This is a genomic window from Brevundimonas vesicularis NBRC 12165 (genome assembly GCF_001592205.1).
GTDB classification, from domain to species: Bacteria; Pseudomonadota; Alphaproteobacteria; order Caulobacterales; family Caulobacteraceae; genus Brevundimonas; species Brevundimonas vesicularis.
This window is the reverse complement of sequence record NZ_BCWM01000005.1, coordinates 169012-187238: the sequence shown is the minus strand read 5'-3', so window position 1 is coordinate 187238 and position 18227 is coordinate 169012. Positions and strand designations below refer to the sequence as shown.

The following is an 18227-nucleotide window of genomic DNA, read 5'->3' as shown; positions in this document are numbered from 1 at the left end:
TCGCTCCAAGGGCGCCATCGAGGACTATTTCGACCACCAGATCGAGCTGGAAGCCCAGCTTCTGGCCAAGGGCAAGACTGACATCTTGGAGATGATGAACGCCGAACTGGCCTCGGCCGGGGAGATGAGCTTCACCCGCCAGATGCAGCCCAAGGGCTTGGGCCACGCCGTCTGGTGCGCGCGCGACATCATCGGCTACGAGCCGTTCGCCGTCATCCTGCCCGACGTCATCGTGGACTCTCAGCCCGGCGCTCTAAAGCAGTTGGCCGAGGTTTATGCCGAGACCGGCGGCAACATCATCGGCGTGGAATCCGTCCCCGAAGATCAGACCCACAAGTACGGCATCGTCGATCCGGTCAGCCGCGACGGATCGCGCATCGTCATGAAGGGCATGGTCGAAAAACCCGCGGCTGGAACCGCGCCGTCCAACCTGTCGATCTCGGGCCGTTACATCCTGCAGCCGGAGATCTTCGACCTGTTGGCGACGCAGGAAAAGGGCGCGGGCGGCGAGATTCAACTGACCGACGCCATGGCGCGACTGATGGCGGACCAGAGCTTCACCGCCGTCGAATACGCGGGCGTCACCCACGACTGCGGCGACAAGATCGGCCTGCTGCGCGCCAACGTCGCCCTGGCCCTGAAACGCCCCGACCTGGGCGACGCCGCTCGTGAGGCGATCGCGGGTCTGCTCTGACCCAAGGGAAGGCGGCGGGGGTTCCGGTTTACGCCCGCCCCTGCTAACCCTCCGCGCAAATCATCAGGAGACGAACCATGGCGACTTCCGAAGGCTGGGACATGCCGACCGGCGACCTCATGAAGGGCAAGAAGGGCCTGATCATGGGCGTGGCGAACTCCAGCTCCATCGCCTGGGGCATCGCCTCGCAGCTGGCCGCCCAGGGCGCCGAGCTGGCCTTCACCTATCTGGGCGAGAGCCTGGAGCGCCGCGTGCGTCCGCTGGCGGAAAGCGTCGGCGCAAAGCTGCTGATCCCGGCCGACGTCACCGACGACGCCTCGATGGATGCGGCCTTCGCCGAACTGGAAAAGACCTTCGGCACGATCGACTTCGTCGTCCATTCGGTGGCGTTCGCCAACAAGGACGAGTTGAAGGGCAGCTTCGTCGACAACACCACGCGCGACAGCTTCCTTCTGGCCATGAACATCTCGGCCTTTAGCTTCGTGGACGTGTCAAAGCGCGCGGCCAAGCTGATGCCGAACGGCGGCAGCCTGATCACCCTCACCTATCTGGGGTCCGAGCGGGTCATTCCAAACTACAACACCATGGGCGTCGCCAAGGCCGCACTGGAAGCCGCGACCCGCTATATCGCGCGTGACCTGGGTCCCAAGAACATCCGCGTCAACGCCATCTCGGCCGGGGCCATGCGCACCCTGTCGCTGGCCGGCATCTCGGGCGGGCGCGGCCTGCACTCCAAGTCGGCGCAGTTCTCGCTGATCAAGGAAGAGACCTCGATGGAGGGCGTCGCGGGCGCGGCCCTGTGGCTGTGTTCGGACCTGGGCCGTTCGACCACGGGCGAAGTCGTCCACGTCGATGCCGGCTTCCATGCCGTGGGCCTGCCGGAAGACATCGAGGGCTGATCAAGGAGGGCTGGATCCCAGCCTTCCGCCATCCAAGACGACGGTTTAAGGCCGGGGCATGACTGCTCCGGCCTTTTCCATGCGCACCCTGTCCGCCTCGGCCTTTTCGTCCGCCGCCGTGGCGACGGTGATCGGGTTTGGCGGGACGGTCGCCTTGGTCGTTCAGGCGGGCCAAGCCTTGGGCGCGGACGCGGGCCAGATCGGGTCAATGGTTACCGCCCTGTGCCTGGGCATCGGGGCGCCTGGCGCCTTGCTGAGCTGGCGGCTGAAAATTCCCATCGTTTTGGCCTGGTCCACGCCGGGGGCGGCCCTGCTGGCGGCCTCGACCCTGGGGCTGTCCTGGCCGACGGCGATCGGCGCCTTCGTCTTCGCCGCCCTGCTGATGATCCTGACCGGCCTGATCCCGGCGCTGGGAGGGCTGGCGGCGCGGGTACCGGCGGCCATCGCCTCGGCCATGCTGGCGGGGGTGCTGCTGCCCTTCGTGCTGAGACTGTTCAAGGTCGTGCCGGAAGAGACGGCCCTCGTCATCGGGCTGATCGCGGTGTTCCTGATCTTCAGACGGCTGTGGCCGACCTGGGCCTTGCCCGGCGTGCTGGCGGCGGCTTTTGCGGTGCTGGCGATGCGGGGGCAGTTGGCCCTGCCCGCCGGGACCGGCCTGTTCGGCCATCTGGAGCCGGTCGCGCCCGTCTTCGATTGGAAGGCGGCGGTCAGCCTAGGCTTTCCGTTGTTTCTGGTGACGCTGGCGGCGCAGAACCTGCCCGGGCTGGTGGTGCTGCAGAGCGCCGGCTATCCGCCGCCCGCAAACCGGTTAATCTTGTCGACCGGCGTCGCCAGCCTGCTGATCGCGCCGTTCGGCGGGCATGGGGTCAATCTGGCGGCCATTACGGCGGCGATCTGCACCGGGCCGGACGCCCATCCCGATCCCGCCAAGCGCTGGATCGTGGGCGTGATCTACGGCGGTCTTTATCTGGTCGTGGCTCTGTTCGCCGCGCCGCTGGCCGGGCTGTTCATCGCCATGCCGCCAGCCGTGCTGGCGGCAGTAACAGGGCTGGCGCTGATCGCGCCGCTGACCGGCGCGCTGCACAACATGATGATGGATGTCGGATCGCGCGAGGCGGCCGTGCTGACGTTTGCGGCGACGGCTTCGGGCCTGACCCTGTTCGGCGTCGGATCGGCCTTCTGGGGTCTGGTCGTTGGGTTTGCGGCGCTGGCCGCGATGCGCTGGATCAGACCGACGGCCTGATCCAGCTCAGGGGGCTAGTCGCGCAGCGAGGCCGGGACGTGACCGCCGTTTTCGGCCAGCTTCTTCCAGACGGCCTTGGACAGGGCGATATTCTGTTCGGCCGAGCCGTGCTCGCCAGCGTGGACGTTCAGTTCCTCGGCCAGTTCCTTCCGGGCGGCCAGGCTGGAATCCAGGTCCAGCAGCTTCAGCAGGTCGACGATCGAGGTGCGCCAGTTGCCGCCGCCGCCCTTGGACGCCGCGAGATCGCTGAGCACCGCCTCGACATCGACGGGCGGCAGGGCCGGCGCGGCGGTCGGGGCCGGCGCAGCGTTGGGAGCCGGAATTCCAGCGGTCGAGGCCGGCGGCGGAACGGGGGCCGCCTTCGGCTTGTGGCCCGTGATCTTGTTCCAGATCGAAGAGAAGATGCCCATCGGTCGCGCTCCTGTTGGTTGTGAGCAGACAACGCGACCGACGGGGCGAAGTTCAGATCAGTCGCGTGCCGGGATGCTGAGGCCGCGCTGGACGGCGGGGCGCGCCAGGCCACGCTCCAGCCAGGCGGCGACGCGCGGGAAGTCGGCGAAGCCGACGATTTCGCCCGCTTCGTAGAAGCCGATCAGGTTGCGGACCCAGCCCAGGGTGGCGACATCCGCGATGGAATAGTCGCCGACAAGCCAGTCGCGGGGCTCTCCCCCGTCATTGGCGAGCCGCGTCTCCAGCACGCCGAGCAGGCGGCGGCTTTCGGCGACGTAGCGGTCGCGCGGGCGCTTGTCCTCGTAGTCCTTGCCGGCGAAGCGGTGGAAGAAGCCCAGCTGGCCGAACATCGGGCCGATCGCGCCCATCTGGAACATGACCCACTGGATCGTCTCGTAGCGGGTCGCCGGGTCGCCCGAGAGCAGCTTTCCGGTCTTTTCCGCCAGATAGATCAGAATGGCGCCGGATTCGAATAGGGCCAGCGGCTTTCCGTTGGGGCCGTTCGGATCGAGGATGGCCGGGATCTTGCCGTTGGGGTTCAGAGACAAAAACTCCGGCCCCCAGGTCTCGTTCTTGGTGATGTCGATCAGGTGCGGCTCGTAGGCCAGGCCGACCTCCTCCAGCATGATCGAGACCTTCACGCCGTTGGGCGTCGGCAGGGAATACAGCTGGATGCGGTCGGGATGCTGGACCGGCCAGCGTTGCGTGATCGGGAAGGCGGACAGGTCGGTCATGGCGGGCCTCTGCGGGTTGCCGCCCTTATGTTGGCGCGGTCCGCAGGCTTCGCAACAGTCACTGGCGCCATTTAATCCCGGCCTTGTGTCTGGAACCGTACAGCTAGCGATGCCAGCTTGGCCGTGACCGATCGACGGTCGCAGTCAGGGGAACGCCCGATGGCGCACAAGTTCGAAGTCTATCAGGACAAGGCCGGCGAATACCGCGTTCGCTTCAAATACAATTCCGAGGTCATCTTTTCGACCGAAGGCTACGCAGACAAGTCGGGCGCCAAACGGGCGATCGAGTCGATCAAGAAGCACGTGGGCGACGCGCCCATTGAAGACGCATAGGGTGAAAGACGCCTAGTCCGGCTCGCGCTCGCCCACCTCGGTCGGCGGCACGGCCAGAAGCCAGCCCTCGGCCAAGTGCAATTCCGGCGTCGCTTCCTTGGTGAAGGGCAGATACCAGGTCGGGCCGCCGGCGGCTGGCGCGATCTCCAGCATGTCGTCGGCGCCGAAGTTCTGGACCGATTTCACCGTGCCCATGACGGCGCCCGCCGTATCGCGGACCTGAACGCCCAAGAGGTCGGCGAGGTAGAATTCGTCCTCGTCCGGCTCGGGGAACCGGTCGCGGGGAACGTGCAGTTTGAGGCCGCGCAGGGTGTCGGCCTGTTCCTTTGTGGCGATCTCCTTGGCCCGGCCGACGACGCCGTTCTTGTCGGGCCGCGTCGAGGTCAAGGTCAAGGCCACGGTTCCATCGGCGCGTAGTAGAGGGCCATAGGCGGTCAGGGCCAGGGGGTCGGCGGTGAAGGCGGTCACCCGCACCTCGCCCCGCACGCCGAAGCCGCCGCCGACCTGGCCGACGAGGATCAATCTGCTGTCCGTGGTCATGTGTGTTCTTAACCCATGAAAAAGGCGGCGTCGAAAGACGCCGCCCTGATCATCGTCAAACCGAAAGGCTTAGCCTTCGGCCTTTTCCTCGGTCGCTTCAGCAGCCGGGGCTTCCTCGGCGGCGGCGTCAGCGGCCGGAGCCTCTTCGGCAGGCGCTTCTTCAGCAGCGGGAGCGTTCTTGGCGGCTTCGGCGGCGGCGGCGGCCTCTTCCTTGGCGCGGGCGGCGGCTTCAGCGGCCTCGACCTTGGCGGCGGCTTCGGCTTCCAGGCGGTCGGCTTCGCGCTGGGCGCGTTCGGCGGCGCGCTCTTGCGCCTTCTTGCCCGGAGCGCCCTTGTTCGGGTTGTTCGACTGCGTCCACTTGACCTTCTGGCCCAGGGTCTCGTCCTGCGACAGGAAGCGGGCGACGCGGTCGGTCGGCTGGGCGCCCTTGCCGAGCCATTCGGCGATGCGCTCGATCTTCAGGGCGACGCGCGGTTGGGCACCGTCCTTGGGCAGCATCGGGTTGTAGCTGCCGACCTTCTCGATGAACTTGCCGTCGCGCGGCGAGTGCGAGTCGGCGATGACGATGTGGTAGTAGGGGCGCTTCTTGGCGCCGCCGCGGGCCAGACGAATCTTCAGCATTTCAGGTCTCTTTCTACGAAGTCGTTATTTCTTGGGAGGGAAGCCCGGCAGGCCAGGAAGACCTCCCGGACGTTGTCCGCCGCCCAGTCCGGCGAGCCGGTCCTGGATGGCTTTCAGATCGTCGGCGGAGGGTTCGGCCATCTTGCCGCCGCCCAGCGCCTTGAGACGGGCCATGTCGGGGCCTCCGCCGCCCATTCCGGCCATGCCGCCGCCGCCGCCGAGGCCGCCCAGCATGGCGGCCATCTGCTGCATCTTCTTGGGTCCGCCGCGCGCCATCGACTTGACCACATCGGCCATCTGGCGGTGCTGCTTCAGAACCCGGTTCACGTCCTGCACATCGACGCCGGCGCCGGCGGCGATGCGCTTCTTGCGCGAGGCGTTCAGTAGGTCGGGCTTTTTGCGCTCGGCCTTGGTCATCGAGGAGATGATGGCTTCCTGACGCAGGATCATGCGGTCGTCGATGCCGCTCTCGGCCATCTGACCCTTCATCTTGGCCACGCCGGGCAGCATTCCCATGATGCCCTGAAGCCCGCCCATCCGCTTCATCTGCTGAAGCTGACCGGCCAGGTCATCCAGATCGAACTGACCCTTGGCCAGTTTGCGGGCCATCTTCTCGGCCTTGGCCTGGTCCAGATCCTGGCTGGCCTTTTCGACCAGGGCGACGATATCGCCCTGGCCCAAGATGCGGCCGGCGACGCGACGGGCGTCGAACACGTCCAGCGCATCGACCTTTTCGCCGGCGCCCAGATATTTGATCGGCAGGCCGGTGACGGCGCGCATCGACAGCATGGCGCCGCCGCGACCGTCGCCGTCGGCGCGGGTCAAGACCAGGCCGGTCAGGGGCAGGCGCTCGTGGAAGGCCTTGGCGGTGCGCACCGCGTCCTGGCCGGTCAGGCTGTCGGCGACCAGCAGGGTCTCGACGGGCTTGGCGATGTCGGCGACCTCGGCCACCTCGTTCATCAGCCCTTCGTCCAGGGTGATGCGGCCGGCGGTGTCCAGGATCAGGACGTCGAAGCCCTGAAGCTTGGCCGATTGCAGCGCCCGGCGCGTGATCTGGACCGCGCTCTCGCCCGCCACGATCGGCAGGGTGGCGACCTCGATCTGCTTGCCCAGGGTGGCCAGTTGCTCCATCGCGGCCGGACGACGCGTGTCCAGCGAGGCCATCATGACCTTCTTGCGATCGAACTTGGTCAGGCGCAGCGCCAGCTTGGCCGAGGTCGTGGTCTTGCCCGAGCCCTGAAGGCCGGCCATCAGCACCACGGCGGGCGGGTTGGCGTTGGTGTTCAGCGGGACCGGCTCTTCGCCGCCCAGCATCTCGATCAGGCCGTCATAGACGATCTTGACCACCTGATCGGCCGGCTTGACCGAACGGATGACCTCTTCGCCGGTCGCGCGCTCGGTGGCGAAGGCGATGAATTCCTTGACGACCGGAAGGGCGACGTCGGCCTCGAGCAGGGCCACGCGCACTTCGCGCATCGCCTCGGCGACATCCTTTTCGGACAGGGCGCCGCGCCCGGTGATCCGGTCGAAGACGCCTGTCAGCCGCTCGTTCAGAGCCTCGAACATTCACTACCTCGTGTGGCGCAGGTGAAACGGCTCCATACGACAACGGCCCCCGGCGACGATCACGTCGGCGGAGGGTTCTCGCCGGGCTCGTTCTCTTTTGCGGGCTATCGGCCTTGCGGCCTACTTGAGCCCGAATGGGCTGTGCTCAAGTAGCGCGGAGCGCGTTAGCACGACAAAAAAGCTGTCGTCCCGGTGGAGACGCAGGTTCACTTGCGTCGGAAGCGGCGGCTTATGGCGGAAAAACCTTACAAAGGCAACCGGAGCGATCCGGTCACGCTATAACAGCCAATATCGGCGCAGGGATTTAGCGGATTGTCATCATCGTGCTAAGAGCCGCGCCCTTTATAGGGGCGGCGCTGTCGCCAGGGTTTCAGACTTCGGGAGAAGCACAGATGAGCAAGGTGCTGGTTATCGGCGCGGGCGGCGTCAGTTCGGTGGCCGTCCACAAGATGGCGATGAACGCGGACATCTTCTCGCATATCACCCTGGCGAGCCGCACCAAGTCCAAGTGCGATGCGATCGCCCAGTCCGTGAAGTCGCGCTTCGGCGTCGACATCGACACGGCGGCCATCGACGCCGACGACGTGGCGGCGACCACGGCGCTGATCCAGAAGGTGCAGCCCGAACTGGTCGTGAACCTGGCCCTGCCCTATCAGGACCTGTCGATCATGGACGCCTGCCTGGCCGCCGACGTCGACTATCTGGACACCGCCAACTACGAGCCGCGCGACGAGGCCAAGTTCGAATACAAGTGGCAGTGGGCCTATCAGGACCGATTCAAGGACGCCGGCCTGATGGCTCTGCTGGGTTCGGGCTTCGACCCCGGCGTGACCTCGGTCTTCACCACCTACATCAAGAAGCACCTGCTGGATTCCATCGAGACGCTGGACATCCTGGACTGCAACGGCGGCGACACCGGCCTGCCTTTTGCGACCAACTTCAACCCCGAGATCAACCTGCGCGAAGTGACGGCGAACTCGCGTCACTGGGAGAATGGCCAGTGGGTCGAAGGCCCGGCGCTGAGCCACAAACAGACCTTCGACTTCGAGGGCGTGGGTCAGAAGAACATGTACCTCATGTACCATGAGGAGCTGGAATCGCTGGCGAAATTCTATCCCGAGATCAAGCGCATCCGCTTCTGGATGACGTTCGGCGACAGCTATCTGAAGCACCTCGAAGTGCTGGAAAACATCGGCATGACCTCGATCGAGCCGATGCAGTTCCAGGGCCGCGAGATCATTCCGATCGAGTTCCTGAAGGCCTTGCTGCCAGAGCCGGCCTCGCTGGGTCCGATCACCAAGGGCAAGACCAACATCGGCGTCATCGCCACCGGCCTGAAGGACGGGGTCAAGAAGACGGTCTACGTCAACAACATCTGCGACCACGAAGAGGCCTATGCCGAGACCGGCAACCAGGCCGTCAGCTACACCACCGGCGTGCCGGCCATGATCGGCGCGGCCCTGATGGTGACGGGCCAGTGGAAGGGCGACGGCGTGTTCAACATGGAGCAGCTGGACCCCGATCCCTTCATGGACATGCTGAACAAGCACGGCCTGCCGTGGAAGGTTCAGGACCTGGACGCCCCTCTGGACTTCTGATCGGACCCACTGAATGCAGACCCAGGCCGGCGATCCGGGCGCCTTTGCGCATTTCGACCTGAACCGCGTCGCCTCGCCCGCCTTCGTGGTGGACGAGGCGGCCATCCGTCGCAATCTGTCCGTGCTAAAGGGCGTGCGCGACGGGGCGGAGGCGCGCGTGCTTCTGGCGCTGAAGGCGTTTTCGATGTGGTCGCTGGCCGATGTGGTCGGCGAATACCTCGATGGGGTCTGCGCCTCGGGTCTGTGGGAGGCGCGGCTGGCGCGCGAGTTCTACAAGGGCGAGCTCACCACCTATTCGCCGGCCTATACGGCGCAGGACCTGCCCGAGATCCTGCGTCTGTCGGATCACGTCATCTTCAACAACCCGGCCCAGATCGCCCGTTTCGCCGACCTGATCGCCAAGGCGCGGGCTGAAGGGCAGGTGTTTGAGATCGGCCTGAGGCTGAACCCTGAACATTCCGAAGGCGAGGTCGCCAAATACGACCCGGCCCAGCCCTGTTCGCGCCTGGGCTTTCCGGTGTCGCAACTGACCGCCGAACATCTGATCGGCGTCGACGGTTTGCATATCCATGCGCTGTGCGAGCAGGATTTCCAGCCCCTGTCGCGCATCTGGGCGGCGGTGGAGCCCAAGCTTTCGCCGCTGCTGGGCAGGATCAAATGGCTGAACCTGGGCGGGGGGCACCACATCACCCGCGCCGACTATCAGACCGACGATCTGATCGCCTTCGTGCGCGATCTGCAGGCCAGGCACGGGGTTCAGGTCTATCTGGAGCCGGGCGAGGCCGTGGCGCTGGACGCCGGCATACTGATCGGCGAGGTGCTGGACGTCTTCGACAACGGCATGCCCATCGGCATCACCGACATCTCCGCCACCTGCCATATGCCGGATGTGATCGAGGCGCCCTATCGCCCCGCGCTGCTGCAAGAACCCGAACATGGGGTGACGGTGCGACTGGGCGGTCCGTCGTGCCTGGCCGGGGACATCATCGGAGACTACGTCTTCGCCGAACGGCCGACGCCGGGGACGCGGATCGCGTTTCTGGACCAGGCCCACTATTCGATGGTGAAGACCAATACCTTCAACGGCGTACCGCTGCCGTCCATCGTGCTGTGGAACTCGGAGACGGATGCGCTGAGAACGGTGCGTGCGTTCGACTATTCGGCCTTCCGCGACCGCCTGTCCTGATCGCAAAGAAAAAGGGCGGCTCGCGCCGCCCTTCCCTGACCTATTCTTCTTTCGGCTCGTCCGCCGCCGGCTCGGCGTCGGGCTTGGGCGTCGAGCCGGGTTCGGTGACGACGATGCCTTCGGGCGGGGCCGACAGTTTCGACAGGTCGCCGCCGGCGCGCAGGACGTCCAGCGCGCGCTGAAGCTGATAGTCCTTGTCCTTGTCGAACTTTTCGCCCGGGGCTTCGCGCGGGGTGTGCGGACCCTTGCGCTCGGCGCCGATGGAGGCGTCCAGGGCCGTGGCGTAGGCGGCCTCGGAATAGATGAAGCTGGAGCGCGAGACGATGCGGGCCTCGGCCTCGTTGCGGGCGACTTCCAGATCCGGCTCGATGCCGATCTTCTGAATCGAGGCGCCCGAGGGGGTGTAGTAGCGCGCAGTCGTGATCGACAAGGCGCCGTCCTGGCCCTGACGCAGCGGGATCACGGTCTGGACCGAACCCTTGCCGAAGCTGGTCAGGCCCACGATGGTCGCGCGCTGATGATCCTTCAGGGCGCCGGCGACGATTTCCGACGCCGAGGCCGAGCCGTAGTTGACCAGGACGACCAGCGGCAGGCCGCCAGTGATGTCGCCGGGCTTGGCGGAATAACGCTGGATCTGCTCAGGCTTGCGGCCCCGCTGGCTGACGATCTCGCCGCGTTCCAGAAAAGCGTCGGAGACGTCGATGGCGGCGTTCAGCAGGCCGCCGCCGTTGTTGCGCAGGTCCAAGACATAGCCCTTCACGCCTGGCTTCTCGGCCTTGATCTTGGCGATGGCCTCGTTCAGCTCGCGGCCGGTGTTCTCGTTGAAGGTCGAGACGCGCAGATAACCAAAGTCGCCCTCGACACGGCCGGTGACCGACTGAACCTTGATGACCTCGCGGGTCAGGGTCACTTCCAGCGGGTCTGAACCGTCGCGCAGGAAGGTCACCTTCACGCTGGTGCCCACGGCGCCGCGCAGCTTTTCGGACACCTGGCTGACCGTCAGGCCCGCCGCGTTCTGGCCCTCGATCGAAGAGATCACGTCGCCCGCCTGGACCCCGGCCTTGGCGGCGGGGCTGTCGTCCATCGGCGAGATGACCTTCACCATGCCGCCGTCGGCGCTGATGGTCAGGCCGACGCCCGAATACTGGCCCTCGGTGCGCTCGCGCAGGTCGTCGTAGTTGGAGGGCGGCAGATAGTTGGAGTGCGGGTCCAGCGCCGTCATCATGCCGGCCAGCGCGGCCTCGATCAGCTTCTTGTTGTCGACCGGGACGACGTAGGCCTGCTCGACGATGCCGACCACGTCGCCGAACAGCTCCAGCATGCGGAAAGTTTCGTTTCGCGGGGTCTGGCTGCTGACAGCAGCGGCGGATCCGCCGAGCACCAGAGCGGCGCAGCCGACGAGGAGCAGTTTACGCATTCGGTCTCTTTCGGTCGGGCCGATCACTGTGGGCGCCCGTGGGAAGGTTAAGGCCCCGTCGTCACGACCAAATCGTGGCGACGCGGCGTCCCGCCGATAAAATCAGCGTCAGACGAGAATGCAAAGGACTATTGCGGGTTCAACGCAACCACGGTCCCGGATCGATCGGCCGTTCGTCGCGGCGCAGTTCGAAATAGACGTCGCCGTCCGGGCCGCTGCGCCCCAGGGTCTGGCCGTCCGAGACCCGAGCGTCCGGGCCCACATCGACGCTTTCCAACCCGGCGATGACGGCGCGCCAGCCGGGGCCGAGATCCAGCACCACCACATTGCCCCACCCCGTCAGCGGCCCGGCATAGGCGACCTTGGCGTCGGCGGGCGCGGTGACGGCCGCGCGGTCGGCCCGCCAGCGCCAGCCGGAGGTTCCGGCGCCCCAGGTCTGGCTGGGCGCGCCGGCGACGGGCGAACTGAGGCGGCCGCGTCCGGCCGGAAGGCGAGCGGTCGGTGTCTCTTCAGCCTGGGTGGTCGGGACCGCGCCGCCCAGTTCGCGGATGCGGCGCTCCAGCACGGCGGCGGCGCGTTCGGCGGCGCGGGCCTCGGCGTTCAAAACGGCGGTCAGGGCGGTCTTGCGCGCCGTCAGCCCCTCGATCTCGCCGCGCCGGTCGCCCTGCTCGCTCTCGGTCGTCAGCAGTCGCTCCGAGGACAGGACGGCGAGGCGGCGGATGCGCATGATCTCGGCCTGACGGGCGGCCAGCACCTTGGCGCGGCTTTCCAGATCCGGCGTCATGGCCTTGAGCAGGATGGAGGCGCGCACGGTGTCGATGGCCTTGTCGGCGGGCACCAGCAAGGGCGGCGGCGGCCGGCGGCTCATCATCTGCAGCGCGCTGAGCAGACGGCCCTGGGCGCCGCGCTCACGCGCCAGGTCCGTGACCAGTTCGGCCTCGCGTTCGGTCAGTTGCTGGAGGCGGGCGCGCTGATCGTCGATCTGACGGTCGCCGGTCTGTTCGTCGGCCCGCAGCGAGGCCAGGCGGCGCTCCAACTGAGCCAGTTCGGTCTTGGCGGCGTCGGCGTCAGCGCGCAGACGACGGGCGCGCACCGTTTCGTCGCGGTATTCGGCCTGGATGCGCGACAGTTCGCTCTCGGGCGCCTGGTTGCTCATCGCCGGGGCGGCGCAGACGAAACCCGTCAGCAGGGCCAGCGATAAGGGTATGGCGCGACGCATGTCAGTCGCGATGATAGGGCGATCCGGCCAGGATGGTCACGGCCCGATACAACTGTTCGGCCAGCATGGCGCGCGCCAGGGCGTGGGGCCAGGTCTGGGGACCGAAGGCCAGGGTCGAGGACGCAGCGTCGCGCACGCTGGCGTCCAGCCCGTCCGCCCCGCCGATAGCGAAGACCAGGCGACGCTCGCCTTGATCCCGCAGTTTGGCGATGTGGTCGGCGAAGGCGCGCGAGGAATAGGTCTTGCCGCGTTCGTCGCAGGCGATCAGGTGCGCGCCCTCTGCGGCAGCCAAGATCAGCTCAGCCTCCGGCGCCTTGCCGGGTCTGCGAGCTTCCAGATCGATCAGTTCGAGGGGACCGAGGCCAAGCGCACGTCCCGACAGGGTGGCGCGCTTGGCGTAGTCGTCGGCGAGCGTCGCTTCAGGCCCCCGGCCCGGTCGGCCGATGGCGACGATGCTCAGCTTCATGGTGTCAGTCGCGGACCATGCGGTGGGCGGAATCGACCGCCCAGATCTTTTCGATGTTGTAGAAGGTGCGCACTTCCGGGCGGAACAGATGCACGATCACATCGCCGGCGTCGATCAGAACCCAGTCGCAGTGCGGCAGGCCCTCGACCTTAGCCTTGCCCAGCCCCTGTTCCTTGAGCGTGCGCAGCAGGTGGTCGGCGATGGCGCCGACGTGACGGTGCGAACGACCGGACGCCACGATCATGGTGTCGGCCATGGCGCTTTTGCCCTTCAGGTCGATCAGGACCATGTCCTGGGCCTTGTCCTCGTCGAGGCGGCTCAGCAGGGCTTCTTCCAGCGGCGTGGAGCCGACGGGGCGGGGAGCGGAATCGTCGAAGCCGCGCGGGGAGGCGTCGGATTCAAAGCCGTCTTCGGAATGGAGAGGTTCGATAGGGTCCATCTCGTGCGCCGTATTCGAGACGGCGGCGTCTTGCGTATCATACGCGGGCGAGGGGGTCAGCGGAGGGCTCCGGGAGCGTTGACTAAAGAAGCCCTCTAGCACGGATGGGCCGCAACGTGAACCGCCGCCCGAATCATCCGGCGATCACGAGGTCGCGCGCACGCCGTTGCCGGTCCTGATCGCCGTGGACGACAGGGGGTTGAGCGGCGCCGTCAGATATGTCCAGGCGGGCGCCTGAAGCGTCGGCAGAAGCCCCGCCTGCTGGGCGGGAATGCGGAAACCGGCGAAGCGGGCGGCGGCCGGCGCCGTGCGGCTGTCCAGCAGCGAACCCGGCCGGGCGATGACCGCCACCGGCATCAGCCGCATGATGTCGGTCCAGCCCCTCCAGCGGTGGAAGCTGGCCAGATTGTCCGATCCCATCAGCCAGACGAAATGCACGCCCGGGTGCCGCGCGACCAGCAGGCGCAGGGTGTCCACGGTCCAGGCGACGCCGGCCCGGCTCTCGAAATCCGAGACGATCATCGACGGACCGCGCGCGTGCCGGCGCGCCGAGGCCATGCGGTCCTCCAGCGGCGCGCTGTGACGGGCGTCCTTCAACGGGTTCTGCGGCGAGACCAGCCAGACGACCCGGTCGAGATCCAGACGCCGCATGGCGGTCTCGGCGACATGGGCGTGGCCGTCGTGGGCGGGATTGAAGGAGCCGCCGAACAGACCGACCTTCATGCCTGGAGCGAGGATCAAACCGTCGCGCAGCGCCCCGGAGCGGGGGCCGGCGCCTTTGGGCGCGGGACCGGCGTGGAAGAAGGACAAGCGGCGTCTCGGGCGGCGGGCGTTGTGCTCAGCGGCGCCCTTATAGCGCGCGCCCATGCTCCGCCTACAGAATTCGTTCTCAGACGGCGGCGTCGAACAGGGCGTCGCGCGCCACATCGGCATGGGTCATGGGGAACAGGTGCCCGCCGCCGGACACGACCTCGACCGAAACATTGGGCAGCCCTGGGGGCTGAACCGGCACATGGGTCAGGGCGCCGTGTTCGGCCTTCAGGATGCGGACCGGGCCGGGATAGCGTTTCATGGCCCGCCACGGATCGTGCGCCTGGGCCGCGTAGTTGGCCGCCTCCCAAGCCGGCGCGGCGGTCAGGCTGAACCCGCCGTCGCCTTCGTTCAGGCCTTCGGACAGATAGTCGGCCAGAACCATGTCGGGCCAACCCTTAAAGGCGCCGCGCCCGCGATAGGCGGCCATGGCCTGTTCGCGGCTGTCGAACTGGCTGCGACGGCGCAGGGTGGCCTTGGCGATGGGGATGGCCTTCATCAGTTTGTGGGCGAAGGGCAGGTTGAAGGCGAAGACCGCCGAGCGTTTCCAGATCACCGGATCGAACAGCACCAGGCTGGACACCCGATCCGGCCGGACGGCGGCCGCCAGAAGCGAGGCCGTGCCGCCCATCGAATGGCCGGCCATGACCACGGGCGGGCCGTCGATGGCCTCCAGCAGGGCCAGCAGGTCGTCGCGGTGGTCCAGCCAGCTCGTCTTGGGTCGCGCGAAGGTCGGCAGCGCAGACAGGCCATGGCCGCGCAGATCCGGCGCCCAGATCCGCAAGGAGGCCGACAACGGCGACAACAGGCTGCGATAGGTGGCGGCGTTGAAGCCGTTGGCGTGAGAGAAGATCAGATCGACCGCCCGGTTCGGATCGCCGAAATCCAGTACGGCCATCTCGCCGGCGCCCCAGCGATTGTCGATCGGCACGGACAGGCGACGCGGTGGGGACATCAACGCCGCATCCATGGTCATGCGACGTCGCGACAGGCGGCGCAGCGACCGTGCGCCTCGATCGTCGTGCGGACGATGGCGTAACCGGCGGCTGAGGCGGCGGCGTTCATCGCGCTCTGGTCCGGGCCGCTGACCTCGCGCGTCGCGCCGCAGCAGTCGCAGATCAAGAAGGCGGCCGCGTGGGCGGCCTCGCCATCGTCGGTGCAGGCGACATAGGCGCTGATGGAGGCGATGCGGTGGACCATGCCCAGCCGTTCCAGGAACTCCAGCGCGCGATAGACGGTGGGCGGCTTGGCGGCCTGGCCGTCTTCGCCGAAACGGGCGATCAGATCGTAGGCCTTCACCGGCTCGCCGCTTTCCAGCAGCAGGGCCAGGACGCGACGACGCTGGGCCGTCATCCGCTCGCCCTGCTGGACCGCGCGCGCCTCGGCCGCCGCCAGGGCGCGGTCCAGCGCCCCGCCGTTCAGGCCGGAGTGGTCATGGTCATGATCGCAGGCGGAACCCATACGCCACAGCTAATGGCTGGCGACCCCCACTGCAACCGACGCATCGCGGGTTTGCCGGTTGCGCGGCGTTGGGCTAGAAGGCGCGCCTCCGATCTTTAACCAGAGCGTCCTCGCTTCATGACCGACACGAACAATTCGCCGCTTGAAGGCAACGTCCTCTTCTACACCAACCCTGAGCCTCTGGACGCTGGCCTTCATGCCTCGCTTGGCGTCAACCCGGCCGAGAAGCCTTATGCGTTCGTCGGCAAGACCAATATCGTCCCGCTGACGGTCACCGAATTCGCCCCGGCGGCGTTGTCCTACCCAATCATCTTCATCGGAGACCAGAAGCTGCCCATGGCAGTCATGGGTCTGCGTCAGGGCGACAATCTTTTTGTGTCTGCAGCAGGCGACTTCCGCCCTGACGCCTACGTTCCCGCTTACGTGCGCCGCTATCCCTTCGTCTTCGCTGACGACAAGCAGAACGAGCGCATGGTCCTTTGCATCGATCGCGATGCAGAGATCGTCGTAGAGGGCGGCGAAAACCCCTTGTTCGTTGATGGACAAGCCAGCGAATACACGCAGATGGCGATGGATTTCTGCAACAACTTTGAACAGGAGCGTCTTCGCACGGAAGCCTTCCTGGCTCTCGTGAACCAGCTCGATCTGCTGGATGTGCGCGACGCGACCTTTACTCCGCGCAATGCCGACGGCACGCCAGCGCAGCCGCAGAAAATTGCCGAATATTACGCGGTATCAGAAGACAAGCTGCGCGCTCTTTCGGCCGAGAAGCTGGTCGAGCTGCGGGATAACGGGGCTCTGGGCCAAATCTACGCCCATCTGGTCTCTCTGCTGGGCTGGGAGCGCTTGATCGCTCTTGCCTTCCAACGTCAAGCCGAGGCGCCGGCTTCAGTAAACTGATCGCAAAACGCCGACCAGATGCACGCCCCGCCGGTTCGCCGGCGGGGCGTTTTTCGTTTCAACGGCGCGAGAACAGCGCCCGGGTCAGGCAGGAAAAGACCAGGCGCCCAGCCTCGTCCAGCAGGTCATGCGAGGCGATGACGATGCCCTTGTCGTCTCCGACCGGATCCTTGCCCATCACCGTCATGCGTCCCCGCAGCAGTTCGCCCGCCGGGGGATTGCGCATGTAACGCAGCCCATCGACGGCCAGGACCTTGGTCTGGGCCCAGCCGCCGGACTTGTCGGCCGCGAGACGGCTCCACAACACATAGACCATGGCGTCCGGCGCGCCGTAGGCCACGTCCCAGCCCGGCGAGAACCGCTCGATAAAGACGTCCAGCGCCCCCTGATCGACCGCACAGGCGCCCAGCGGCACGACCTGCCCCACCTCCAGGTCTTCGAAATGGACGTGCAGCGGATCGCTCATGCGCAGACCTTGGGTTCAGGCGGGTTCTTCGGAAACGCGAACCAGCAGCTTGCCGTCGTGATCGCCGGTGAACAAGCGATTCAACGATCCCACCGCGCCTTCCAGCCCGTCATCGACGTGAACCTTCCATTTCACCCGGCCGTCCGCCAGCCACGGGCCCATCTCCGCCACCATCTCGCGAGCGCGCGGGGCGTAGTCCAGGACTAGGAAGCCCTGGACGTGCAGGCGATGAGTGATGATGCGCGCGAAGTTCGGCGACGGCGGCGCCTTGGTCGCATTGTAGGAGGACACCAGGCCGCAGACCGCCATCCGGCCGTGGACCTTCAGACGGTTGAAAACCGCGATCATGATGTCGCCGCCGACGTTCTCGAAGTTCAGATCGACGCCGTCGGGGGCCAGACGGTCCAGCGCCTCGCCGACATCCTCGTTCTTGTAATCAATGGCCGCGTCGAAGCCGAGTTCGTCGGTCAGCCAGGCGCACTTCTGCGGGCCGCCCGCGATGCCGATGACGCGACACCCGCGCTGTTTGGCGATCTGCCCCGCGATAGAGCCGACCGCGCCGGCGGCGGCCGAGATGACGATGGTCTCGCCTTCCTTGGCCTTCAACACATCGGTGACGCCGAAATAGGCGGTCAGACCGGTCATGCCGAGCACCGACATATTGGCCGTCAACGGCAGGCCTGGCGCACGGTGGACCGGGCGAAGACCGCCTTCCGGCACGACCGCATAGTCGGCCCAGCCGCCCGAGGTCGGCATGACAACATCGCCGGCCTTGAAGCGGCTGGATCGCGAGGCTTCGACGACGCCCAGCGTCAGGCCGCGCATGACCTCGCCCAGGCCGACCGGCGGCAAATAACCCTCGGAATCGTTCATCCAGGTGCGATTGGTCGGGTCCAGCGACAGATAGACGGTGCGGACCAGCACCTCGTTCTCCTTCAGATCAGGGATGGCCGTCTCGACCAGTTCCAGATCGCCGGGCTGGATCAGGCCCTTGGGCCGCTGGCGCAGCACCCATTGACGGTTCGTCTTGCCGCTTGTCGAAGCCATTGGCGTCTCTCCGTGCGTTTTCTTTGGCCACCATCTTGGCCGCGACGGCGGCCTCGGTCGAGGTGTGCGCCAAGAAAAAAGCGACCCTTGCGGATCGCTTTGAAGTGGCATCATCGAGAATGAGGCGCGGAGGCGGCA

At 66.6% G+C, this 18227-nt stretch carries 21 protein-coding genes; 7 read left to right on the top strand and 14 right to left on the bottom strand.

Features of this window, described 5'->3' with window-relative positions; translation table 11 throughout:
• The 3 genes from BVE01S_RS05895 to BVE01S_RS05885 all read left to right on the top strand — a co-directional run.
• On the top strand, positions 1–694 hold a 694-nt coding region (locus BVE01S_RS05895), incomplete at its 5' end, for a UTP--glucose-1-phosphate uridylyltransferase (protein ID WP_066625402.1).
• A 101-nt stretch (positions 695–795) separates the two neighbouring features.
• Entirely contained in the window at positions 796–1593 is a 798-nt protein-coding gene (locus tag BVE01S_RS05890) for an enoyl-ACP reductase FabI (RefSeq protein WP_169802112.1), read from the top strand.
• A gap of 58 nt (positions 1594–1651) precedes the next feature.
• Entirely contained in the window at positions 1652–2836 is a 1185-nt protein-coding gene (locus BVE01S_RS05885) for a benzoate/H(+) symporter BenE family transporter (RefSeq protein ID WP_244878359.1), read from the top strand.
• A 14-nt stretch (positions 2837–2850) separates the two neighbouring features.
• Here the strand turns inward: BVE01S_RS05885 and BVE01S_RS05880 are convergent, their stop codons facing one another.
• Together BVE01S_RS05880 and BVE01S_RS05875 are read right to left on the bottom strand one after the other, a co-directional pair.
• Positions 2851–3246 (bottom strand): DUF3597 family protein, encoded by a 396-nt coding sequence (locus BVE01S_RS05880; RefSeq protein ID WP_066625398.1) that lies wholly within the window; start codon positions 3244–3246, stop codon positions 2851–2853.
• A 57-nt stretch (positions 3247–3303) separates the two neighbouring features.
• Positions 3304–4020: a glutathione S-transferase N-terminal domain-containing protein gene (locus tag BVE01S_RS05875; RefSeq protein WP_066625396.1), complete on the bottom strand. Its 717-nt coding sequence runs from the start codon at positions 4018–4020 to the stop codon at positions 3304–3306.
• A 159-nt stretch (positions 4021–4179) separates the two neighbouring features.
• Between BVE01S_RS05875 and BVE01S_RS16510 the strand changes: the two genes are divergently transcribed.
• Positions 4180–4353 carry a YegP family protein gene (locus BVE01S_RS16510; RefSeq protein ID WP_084375307.1) on the top strand — a complete coding sequence of 58 codons (174 nt, stop codon included), beginning with the start codon at positions 4180–4182 and terminating at the stop codon, positions 4351–4353.
• A 12-nt stretch (positions 4354–4365) separates the two neighbouring features.
• Here the strand turns inward: BVE01S_RS16510 and rimM are convergent, their stop codons facing one another.
• From rimM to ffh, 3 genes are all read right to left on the bottom strand, one after another.
• A complete protein-coding gene (rimM, locus tag BVE01S_RS05870; RefSeq protein ID WP_066625394.1) occupies positions 4366–4893 on the bottom strand; it encodes a ribosome maturation factor RimM in 528 nt (175 codons plus the stop codon).
• A 69-nt stretch (positions 4894–4962) separates the two neighbouring features.
• Entirely contained in the window at positions 4963–5514 is a 552-nt protein-coding gene (gene rpsP / locus BVE01S_RS05865) for a 30S ribosomal protein S16 (RefSeq protein ID WP_066625392.1), read from the bottom strand.
• Positions 5515–5538: 24 nt separating this feature from the next.
• Positions 5539–7080 (bottom strand): signal recognition particle protein, encoded by a 1542-nt coding sequence (ffh, locus tag BVE01S_RS05860; RefSeq protein ID WP_066625389.1) that lies wholly within the window; start codon positions 7078–7080, stop codon positions 5539–5541.
• 392 nt (positions 7081–7472) lie between these two features.
• Here ffh and BVE01S_RS05855 point away from each other — a divergent pair, with 392 nt between their 5' ends.
• Both BVE01S_RS05855 and BVE01S_RS05850 read left to right on the top strand, forming a co-directional pair.
• Positions 7473–8678, top strand: a complete 1206-nt coding sequence (locus tag BVE01S_RS05855; protein ID WP_066625386.1) for a saccharopine dehydrogenase family protein — start codon at positions 7473–7475, stop codon at positions 8676–8678.
• Between the two features lie 13 nt (positions 8679–8691).
• Complete coding sequence (locus BVE01S_RS05850; RefSeq protein ID WP_066625383.1) at positions 8692–9864, top strand: carboxynorspermidine decarboxylase; 1173 nt, start codon at positions 8692–8694, stop codon at positions 9862–9864.
• 40 nt (positions 9865–9904) lie between these two features.
• On the opposite strand, the gene BVE01S_RS05845 is transcribed toward BVE01S_RS05850, so the two are convergent.
• From BVE01S_RS05845 to BVE01S_RS05815, 7 genes are all read right to left on the bottom strand, one after another.
• A complete protein-coding gene (locus BVE01S_RS05845) occupies positions 9905–11281 on the bottom strand; it encodes a S41 family peptidase (protein ID WP_066625380.1) in 1377 nt (458 codons plus the stop codon).
• Between the two features lie 139 nt (positions 11282–11420).
• Positions 11421–12500 carry a murein hydrolase activator EnvC family protein gene (locus tag BVE01S_RS05840; protein WP_066554033.1) on the bottom strand — a complete coding sequence of 360 codons (1080 nt, stop codon included), beginning with the start codon at positions 12498–12500 and terminating at the stop codon, positions 11421–11423.
• A 1-nt stretch (position 12501) separates the two neighbouring features.
• Positions 12502–12966 carry a 23S rRNA (pseudouridine(1915)-N(3))-methyltransferase RlmH gene (gene rlmH / locus BVE01S_RS05835; RefSeq protein ID WP_017506622.1) on the bottom strand — a complete coding sequence of 155 codons (465 nt, stop codon included), beginning with the start codon at positions 12964–12966 and terminating at the stop codon, positions 12502–12504.
• A gap of 4 nt (positions 12967–12970) precedes the next feature.
• Positions 12971–13405 carry a ribosome silencing factor gene (gene rsfS / locus BVE01S_RS05830; protein ID WP_082064315.1) on the bottom strand — a complete coding sequence of 145 codons (435 nt, stop codon included), beginning with the start codon at positions 13403–13405 and terminating at the stop codon, positions 12971–12973.
• A gap of 144 nt (positions 13406–13549) precedes the next feature.
• Entirely contained in the window at positions 13550–14272 is a 723-nt protein-coding gene (locus tag BVE01S_RS05825) for a nicotinate-nucleotide adenylyltransferase (RefSeq protein ID WP_244878358.1), read from the bottom strand.
• Between the two features lie 22 nt (positions 14273–14294).
• Positions 14295–15185, bottom strand: a complete 891-nt coding sequence (locus BVE01S_RS05820) for an alpha/beta fold hydrolase (protein ID WP_066625377.1) — start codon at positions 15183–15185, stop codon at positions 14295–14297.
• Positions 15186–15187: 2 nt separating this feature from the next.
• On the bottom strand, positions 15188–15676 hold the full coding sequence (locus tag BVE01S_RS05815) for a Fur family transcriptional regulator (RefSeq protein ID WP_066625374.1): 489 nt from the start codon (positions 15674–15676) through the stop codon (positions 15188–15190).
• 117 nt (positions 15677–15793) lie between these two features.
• On the opposite strand from BVE01S_RS05815, the gene BVE01S_RS05810 reads away from it, so the two are divergent.
• Positions 15794–16576 (top strand): SapC family protein, encoded by a 783-nt coding sequence (locus BVE01S_RS05810; RefSeq protein WP_066625371.1) that lies wholly within the window; start codon positions 15794–15796, stop codon positions 16574–16576.
• Positions 16577–16634: 58 nt separating this feature from the next.
• On the opposite strand, the gene BVE01S_RS05805 is transcribed toward BVE01S_RS05810, so the two are convergent.
• Entirely contained in the window at positions 16635–17042 is a 408-nt protein-coding gene (locus tag BVE01S_RS05805) for a hotdog family protein (protein WP_017505512.1), read from the bottom strand.
• A gap of 15 nt (positions 17043–17057) precedes the next feature.
• A complete protein-coding gene (locus tag BVE01S_RS05800; protein ID WP_055808881.1) occupies positions 17058–18089 on the bottom strand; it encodes an NADP-dependent oxidoreductase in 1032 nt (343 codons plus the stop codon).
• Between the last annotated feature and the right edge of the window lie 138 nt (positions 18090–18227).

What these genes read in the sequence shown, in the direction of transcription:
- BVE01S_RS05850 (WP_066625383.1), top strand. Translation starts at nt 8,692, where the DNA reads ATGCAGACCCAGGCCGGCGATCCGGGCGCCTTTGCGCATTTCGACCTG.
- BVE01S_RS05820 (WP_066625377.1), bottom strand. Translation starts at nt 15,185, where the DNA reads ATGGATGCGGCGTTGATGTCCCCACCGCGTCGCCTGTCCGTGCCGATC.
- BVE01S_RS05890 (WP_169802112.1), top strand. Translation starts at nt 796, where the DNA reads ATGCCGACCGGCGACCTCATGAAGGGCAAGAAGGGCCTGATCATGGGC.
- BVE01S_RS05805 (WP_017505512.1), bottom strand. Translation starts at nt 17,042, where the DNA reads ATGAGCGATCCGCTGCACGTCCATTTCGAAGACCTGGAGGTGGGGCAG.
- BVE01S_RS05875 (WP_066625396.1), bottom strand. Translation starts at nt 4,020, where the DNA reads ATGACCGACCTGTCCGCCTTCCCGATCACGCAACGCTGGCCGGTCCAG.
- BVE01S_RS05840 (WP_066554033.1), bottom strand. Translation starts at nt 12,500, where the DNA reads ATGCGTCGCGCCATACCCTTATCGCTGGCCCTGCTGACGGGTTTCGTC.
- BVE01S_RS05815 (WP_066625374.1), bottom strand. Translation starts at nt 15,676, where the DNA reads ATGGGTTCCGCCTGCGATCATGACCATGACCACTCCGGCCTGAACGGC.
- BVE01S_RS05810 (WP_066625371.1), top strand. Translation starts at nt 15,794, where the DNA reads ATGACCGACACGAACAATTCGCCGCTTGAAGGCAACGTCCTCTTCTAC.
- BVE01S_RS16510 (WP_084375307.1), top strand. Translation starts at nt 4,180, where the DNA reads ATGGCGCACAAGTTCGAAGTCTATCAGGACAAGGCCGGCGAATACCGC.
- rlmH (WP_017506622.1), bottom strand. Translation starts at nt 12,966, where the DNA reads ATGAAGCTGAGCATCGTCGCCATCGGCCGACCGGGCCGGGGGCCTGAA.
- BVE01S_RS05885 (WP_244878359.1), top strand. Translation starts at nt 1,652, where the DNA reads ATGACTGCTCCGGCCTTTTCCATGCGCACCCTGTCCGCCTCGGCCTTT.
- ffh (WP_066625389.1), bottom strand. Translation starts at nt 7,080, where the DNA reads ATGTTCGAGGCTCTGAACGAGCGGCTGACAGGCGTCTTCGACCGGATC.
- BVE01S_RS05855 (WP_066625386.1), top strand. Translation starts at nt 7,473, where the DNA reads ATGAGCAAGGTGCTGGTTATCGGCGCGGGCGGCGTCAGTTCGGTGGCC.
- BVE01S_RS05825 (WP_244878358.1), bottom strand. Translation starts at nt 14,272, where the DNA reads ATGGGCGCGCGCTATAAGGGCGCCGCTGAGCACAACGCCCGCCGCCCG.
- rimM (WP_066625394.1), bottom strand. Translation starts at nt 4,893, where the DNA reads ATGACCACGGACAGCAGATTGATCCTCGTCGGCCAGGTCGGCGGCGGC.
- BVE01S_RS05800 (WP_055808881.1), bottom strand. Translation starts at nt 18,089, where the DNA reads ATGGCTTCGACAAGCGGCAAGACGAACCGTCAATGGGTGCTGCGCCAG.
- BVE01S_RS05845 (WP_066625380.1), bottom strand. Translation starts at nt 11,281, where the DNA reads ATGCGTAAACTGCTCCTCGTCGGCTGCGCCGCTCTGGTGCTCGGCGGA.
- rpsP (WP_066625392.1), bottom strand. Translation starts at nt 5,514, where the DNA reads ATGCTGAAGATTCGTCTGGCCCGCGGCGGCGCCAAGAAGCGCCCCTAC.
- rsfS (WP_082064315.1), bottom strand. Translation starts at nt 13,405, where the DNA reads ATGGACCCTATCGAACCTCTCCATTCCGAAGACGGCTTTGAATCCGAC.
- BVE01S_RS05880 (WP_066625398.1), bottom strand. Translation starts at nt 3,246, where the DNA reads ATGGGCATCTTCTCTTCGATCTGGAACAAGATCACGGGCCACAAGCCG.